The 6,451-nt window shown below is 69.8% G+C and carries 5 protein-coding genes and 1 pseudogene; 2 read left to right on the forward strand and 4 right to left on the reverse strand.

What is annotated here, in order from left to right:
• The 4 genes and pseudogenes from CJ301_RS19215 to CJ301_RS18200 form a co-directional block, all read right to left on the reverse strand.
• Nucleotides 1-512 (reverse strand): annotated as a pseudogene (locus CJ301_RS19215) (SPOR domain-containing protein); the annotation flags it as partial.
• Between the two features lie 77 nt (nucleotides 513-589).
• Nucleotides 590-2,332 carry an arginine--tRNA ligase gene (argS, locus tag CJ301_RS18190; RefSeq protein WP_099278758.1) on the reverse strand — a complete coding sequence of 581 codons (1,743 nt, stop codon included), beginning with the start codon at nucleotides 2,330-2,332 and terminating at the stop codon, nucleotides 590-592.
• 109 nt (nucleotides 2,333-2,441) lie between these two features.
• Nucleotides 2,442-4,418 carry a cation:proton antiporter gene (locus tag CJ301_RS18195; protein ID WP_301553823.1) on the reverse strand — a complete coding sequence of 659 codons (1,977 nt, stop codon included), beginning with the start codon at nucleotides 4,416-4,418 and terminating at the stop codon, nucleotides 2,442-2,444.
• 37 nt (nucleotides 4,419-4,455) lie between these two features.
• Nucleotides 4,456-5,694 carry a deoxyguanosinetriphosphate triphosphohydrolase gene (locus tag CJ301_RS18200; RefSeq protein WP_099278759.1) on the reverse strand — a complete coding sequence of 413 codons (1,239 nt, stop codon included), beginning with the start codon at nucleotides 5,692-5,694 and terminating at the stop codon, nucleotides 4,456-4,458.
• Nucleotides 5,695-5,822: 128 nt separating this feature from the next.
• Here CJ301_RS18200 and CJ301_RS18205 point away from each other — a divergent pair, with 128 nt between their 5' ends.
• Together CJ301_RS18205 and CJ301_RS18210 are read left to right on the forward strand one after the other, a co-directional pair.
• Entirely contained in the window at nucleotides 5,823-6,149 is a 327-nt protein-coding gene (locus tag CJ301_RS18205; RefSeq protein WP_099278760.1) for a HesB/IscA family protein, read from the forward strand.
• Between the two features lie 83 nt (nucleotides 6,150-6,232).
• On the forward strand, nucleotides 6,233-6,451 hold a 219-nt coding region (locus CJ301_RS18210; protein ID WP_216823335.1), incomplete at its 3' end, for a hypothetical protein.

Below are 6,451 nucleotides of genomic sequence, written 5' to 3' on the forward strand. Positions count from 1 at the left end.
CCCGGCAGGAGGCCCGGCGCCGGCGCCGGCGCGCCCAGCGGCGCGGCGCCCGCCGCGATGCTGTCGGCCAGCGCGGCCACGTCATTGGCCGACATCGGCTTGTCGGGGTCGAATTGCGGCATCGCCCCGGCCAGATCCTCGCCCGGGCGCAGCTCGCCCGCCTCGGCGGTGGGCTGCACCAGCAGGTCTTCTTCGGTCAGCCCCGGCCCCGGCGGCGCCAGCACCAGCCGCTCCTCGGGGCCCGCGGCCTCGCCCATGGCGGCGATGTCGTTGACGGCGAGCCCCTTGTGCAGGGCGATCTCGCCGCCCGGGTCCTCGGGGGCCTCGCGCATCGGGCCTTGCATGGCGCGCACCACCGGGATGCCGGTGACGTCGCGCACCCACAGCTTGTAGCCCCAGACGGCGATGCCCAGCACCAGCGCGAGCGAGACGATGGCGCCCGCGTAGCGGAACACCAGGGCCATGCCGGTCGCCAGGGGGCCGGGCCCCTGCGGGTCGCTCGGTTGTGCCATCTCAGCCTCTCTGCCGCTCGCTACGCCGGGTGAAGGGGGCGCGCGCCCCCTTCATGCCGTGCCGATGGGGTCGCGCCTCAGCGCATCTCCTCGACCGGGGTGACGCCAAGGATACCAAGCCCTTCCCCGATCACAACGCCGACCGCGCGCGCGAGCGAAATCTTGCCCTGCGTCGTGGCCGCATCGCCCTCTTGCAGGAATCGCAGCGAGGGCTCGTCATTGCCGCGGTTCCACAGCGCGTGGAGCGCCGAGGCCAGATCGTAGAGGTAGAAGGCGACGCGGTGCGGCTCGTGCCCCTTGGCGGCGATCTCGACAAGGCGCGGCCATTCGGCGAGGGCGCGCATCAGCGCCAGCTCCGCCTCGTGATCGAGCTTCGACAGATCCGCCTCGGCCAGCGTCGCGTCATCGACGGCGATGCCCATGGCCTCGGCCTTGCGCAGCACCGAGTTGATCCGCGCATTGGCGTATTGCACGTAGAAGACCGGGTTCTCGCGGCTTTGCTCCAGCACCTTGTCGAAGTCGAAATCGAGCGGCGCGTCGTTCTTGCGGGTCAGCATGTGAAAGCGCACCGCGTCCGGGCCGACCTGATCGACGAGATCGCGCAGCGTGACGAAATTGCCCGCGCGCTTGGACATCTTGAACGGCTCGCCGTTCTTCCACAGCTTGACCAGCTGCACCAGCTTCACGTCGAGCGGCACGCGACCCTCGGAGAGCGCCGAGACGGCGGCCTTCATCCTTTTGACATAGCCGCCGTGATCGGCGCCGAAGACGTCGATCAGCCGGGTGAAGCCGCGCTCCACCTTGTCGTAATGATAGGCGATGTCGGGCGCGAAATAGGTCCATGCCCCGTCCGACTTCATGATCGGGCGGTCGACATCGTCGCCATGCGCGGTGGAGCGGAACAGCGTCTGCTCGCGCGGCTCCCAATCCTCGGGCGTCTTGCCCTTGGGCGGCTCCAGCGTGCCGCGATAGATCAGGCCCTTGGCGTCGAGCGTCTTGATCGCATCCTCGATCCGCCCGGTGCCGTAGAGCGCCTTTTCGGAAAAGAACACGTCCATGGTGACGCCCAGCGCGGCGAGGTCGTCGCGGATCATCTCCATCATGGCTTCGGTGGCGATCTCGCGCGCCTCTTCGAGCCATTCGCTCTCGGGCGCGTCGAGCTTGCTCTCGCCCCAGCGCTCCTTCAGCTTTTCGCCCACCGGCACGAGGTAATCGCCCGGGTAGAGCCCCTCGCCGATCTGCGGCGCAAGCCCGCAGGCCTCGCGGTAGCGCTCGAAGGACGAGCGCGCCAGCACGTCGACCTGCGCGCCGCCGTCATTGACGTAGTATTCCTTGGTGACGTCATGGCCCGAATAATCGAGGAGCCGCGCCAGCGCGTCGCCGAACACCGCGCCGCGGGCATGGCCCACATGCATCGGCCCCGTCGGGTTGGCCGAGACGTATTCGACATTGACGCGCTCGCCCTGCCCCATCGCCGAGCGGCCAAAGCCCTTCTCGGTCAGCGCGGCGCGGATGATGCCCTGCCAGAGGCTCGGCGCGAGGCGGATGTTGATGAAGCCGGGCCCGGCCACCTCGGCGGTGGCGATGCGGTCATCGGCGGCCAGCCGCGCGGCCAGATCCTCGGCGATGTCGCGCGGCTTGCGGCCCGCGGGCTTGGCCAGCACCATCGCGGCATTGGTCGCCATGTCGCCATGCGCCGGATCGCGCGGCGGCTCCACCGTCACGGCGGCGGTCTTGAGGCCCTCGGGCAGCGCCCCGTCGCGGGTCATCGCGTCCAGCGTGTCGAGCACCAGCGCCCGGATGTCGGTGAAGAGGTTCATGCGCAGTCCTTTCGGCCTAGTCGTGCCGCGAGATCGGCCCGCGACCCTTTACCACGGCGGCGCCGCACGTCAACGCGCAGGCGCCGCCCCGGCCGATCCGAGACCGCGATCAGGCGGCGCGGGGCGGCTTGCCCCCGGGCTTTCCACCGGACTTTCCGCCGGACTTTCCGCCGGGCGGCCTGCTGCCCGGCTTCGGCCCCCAGGCCTTCACACCGGCCATGCTGCCGCTCTTGCCCGCCGGACGGCCGCTGCCCTTGCCGGGCTTGTTCTTTGCGGCCTGCTTGGCGATTTCGTGGCCCGCCTCGGGGTCGGTGCCCTTCTCCTCGCCGGGCGGCAGCATCGAGATGATCCGCACGCCGGGCGCGGGGCGGATGTCCTCGTCTTCGCGGATGAACTCGGTGGTGCCTTGCGGGCCGACGCGGGCGACGACCTTGGCATGGGGCCGCTTCTCGCGCCATTCCTCGAGCCCGTATTCCTCGGTCAGCCGCGTCACGCGAAAGCTCCAGCCCTCGCGCATCAGCTTTTGCAGCCCGGCATAGGTCTCTTCTGGCCCGAATTCGCGGCCCGTCAGGCTGCTCGACAGCGCGTGCCGCGCGCTTTCGTTCTTCTCCCGCATGATCTGGTAGACGTTGTCGCGGCCGAATTCGGGGCCGAGATCGGTGGCGACCAGCGTGTTGTAGGCGTCGTTCTCGGTGGCGGCGACGACGATGTCGTAGCTCACCAGCTCCAGCCAGTGCTCGGCCGATTCCGACAGGATGTCGCCCGAATAGGTGTCGAGCCCGACCGCCCGGGCGGGGCGCAGATTGATGTGGTTGGTATCGGCCATCAGCACCGGCACATCGACCTTCCTGAGCGCCTCGGCCAGCCCCAGCGTCCAGCGCGAGCCGCCGATCAGCAGCACGCCCGGCACCGCGCCGCCCGACAGCTTCAGCATCCGCGCGAAGGGCGCGAGGGTGAAGCCATGCACCACCACGGTGAAGGCCACGAGGACGAAGGCCAGCGGTGCGACCACGTCGCCATCGGGCACGCCGAGATCGGCGAGCCTTTCGCCGAAGAGGCCCGCCACCGCGACCAGCACCACGCCGCGCGGGCCGGTCAGCGCCACCAGAAGCTGCTCGCGCCACGGCACGCCCGCGCCCAGAAGCGACAGGTAGACGGTCAGCGGCCGCACCACCAGCACCACCGCCAGCACGAAGACCACCGCGCGCCAGTCGAGCGCGGCCAGCGTGTCGAACTCGATCGCCGCGGCCAGAAGGATGAACACGCCCGAGACCAGCAGGATCGTCGCGTGCTCCTTGAAGCGGCGCAGCTCGGCATAGGAGGGCAGATCGGCATTGGCGATGCCGATCCCCATCACCGTCACCGCCAGCAGGCCGCTTTCATGCAGCACCGTGTCGGAGACCGCGAAGACCGCGAGCAGCAGCGAGAACAGCACCGGCACCTTCATGTATTCCGGCACCCGCCCCTTGCGGAATCCCCAGGCGACCACCGCCGCGCCCGCCGCGCCCAGCGCCAGCGCCACGCCGATGCCGAGCGCCAGCTCCCACACGGCGCTGCCGACGGTGACGGCGGTGCGCATCACCAGCACCACCTCGAAGGCCAGCACTGCGGCGAGCGCGCCGATCGGGTCGTTGACGATTGCCTCCCATTGCAAGAGCGAGGCCGGACGCCGCGCCAGACGCGCGGTGCGCAAAAGCGGCGCGATCACGGTCGGCCCGGTGACGATCATGATGCCGCCGAACACCGCCGCGCTTTCCCAGCTCATCCCCGCGCCGTAGCGCAGCGCCAGCGCCGAGAAGAGCCAGCCCAGCGGCGCGCCGATGAAGACCAGCCGGCTTACCCCCTTGGCCTCGTCGCGCAAGCTGCGGAAGTTGAGCGTGAGCCCGCCCTCGAACAGGATGATCGCCACCGCGATCGAGATCATCGGCCGCACCAGCGGCCCGATGTCGCGCTCGGGCACGAACCAGCCCAGGCCCGGCCCGATGACGAGCCCCGCCGCCAGCATCAGCACGATCGCCGGCAGCCTGAGCCGCCAGGCCAGCCATTGCGAGCCGACCCCGATCACGCCCACCAGCGCGAAGGCCATGATCGGGCTCAGCGCTGCCGCCTGCCCCGTCGCCGTTTCAATCGCCACTCCAGGCCCCCGCCACGTTTGTCTTTTCCAGAATGTCCGAGCCGGTCAGCCGCGCATGCTCCTGCAGCGCGAAACGGTCGGTCATGCCGGCAATGTAGTCCGCCACGATCCGTGCCAAGGCGGTTTCGCCCTGCGCCTCGGCCACGTCCTTGCGCCACTGCTTGGGCAGATGCTCGGGATGGGCCATGAAAAGCGGAAAGAGATCGTGGATCACGCCGGTCACGCGCTCGCGCATGACCACCACCTCGGGGGCGCGGTACATGCGGTGAAAGAGAAACCTGCGCAGCACCTTCAGATCGCTCCAGAGACCGGGGGTGAAGCGGACCATCATCCGCCCCGCCTCGCGCACCTCGCGCGCCGATTTCGGATCGGCCTCGGCAAGATTGGCGCGCGCCACGCCGATCACGTCCTCGACCAGCACGCCGAAGAAGCGCCGGAGCGCCTCGTGGCGGCGGCGGTAATAATTCAGCCCCGGATATGCCCGGTCCACCTCGGCAAAGCAGGCGTCGAGGATCGGCAGCTCCGCGAGCTCGTCGGTCGAGAACAGCTCGGCCCTGAGCCCGTCATGCAGGTCGTGATGGGAATAGGCGATGTCGTCGGCCAGCGCCGCCACCTGCGCCTCGGCGCTGGCATGGGTGTGCAGCTCCAGATCGTGCAGCGCGTTGTAATCGGCGAGCGCGTAGGGGATCTCGCCCGTGACCGGACCATCGCCCCGGAGGGGCGTCACGGGACCATTGCCCCGGAGGGGCGTCACGGGACCATTATGCTTGGCGATCCCCTCCAGCGTCTCCCATGTCAGGTTCAGCCCGTCGAAATCGGCATAGTGCCGCTCCAGCGAGGTGACGATGCGGATCGCCTGCGCGTTGTGATCGAAGCCGCCATAAGGCGCCATCAGCGCGTCGAGCGCGTCCTCGCCGGTATGGCCGAAGGGCGGGTGGCCGAGATCGTGCGCCAGCGCCACCGCCTCGGTCAGCTCGGTGTTGAGCCCGAGCACGCCGGAAATGGTGCGCGCCACCTGCGCCACCTCGATCGAATGGGTGAGGCGGGTGCGGAAATAGTCGCCCTCATGCTCGATGAAGACCTGCGTCTTGTGCTTGAGGCGGCGGAACGCGCTCGCATGGATGATGCGGTCGCGGTCGCGCTGAAAGGGCGAGCGGAAGGCGCTCTCTTCCTCGGGGTGGAGCCTGCCGCGCGTGTCGCGCGGGTCGGAGGCATAGGGAGCCATCATGTCGTCCGCCAGCTTGTCGTCACTATTCACCTTACCTATATGGGTCGGAAGGCCGCCCGGACAGGAAATTCGCGAGAAGGACCGCGCCCGGCCCGGCACAATGACCCTGCCCCGAGATAGGTTCCGCCATGCTCACCCTGCCCCCCAAGGTCACCCCCCGCGCCTGGGAACGCCTCTCCGAGATCGGCGCCCAGGCGGAAGGAAAGGCGCTGCGCGTCGCGGTCGAGGGCGGCGGCTGCTCGGGCTTTCAATACGAGATCGCGCTCGACGAGCCCCGCGAGGACGACCTCGTGCTCGAAGGCGCGGGCGAGAAGGTCGTGGTCGACAGCGTCTCGCTGCCCTTCCTGGCCGATGCCACGATCGACTTCGCCGACGAGCTGATCGGCGCGCGCTTCGTGATCGAGAACCCCAATGCCAGCAGCTCCTGCGGCTGCGGCACCAGCTTCTCGATCTGAGCCTCTCCCGAAAGCCCCGCGCCGCTTGACGCGGCCCGGGCCGCGCCTACCCTCCGGGACTGACAGTTCCGGAACCCCGCCGCATGACAGACGACAAGACGCCCGCGCCTTCCGATCCCGGCCATGAGGCGAGCGACGCGGCGCCTTCGGCGTCCCGGCCCGCCCCGGGGCCGGACAGCCCGCCCGAGACCGATCTCGGTCAGGCGGCGCGCGCCTTCTGGGCGGCGCTGATGCGGGCGCTGGGCCGCGGCGGTCGCGGGATCGGCCGCGCGGCGGCGGGCGGGCTCGACCGGGGCGGCCGG

The sequence above is a fragment of the Limimaricola cinnabarinus genome (genome assembly GCF_002723615.1).
Classification (GTDB): Bacteria; Pseudomonadota; Alphaproteobacteria; order Rhodobacterales; family Rhodobacteraceae; genus Limimaricola; species Limimaricola cinnabarinus_B.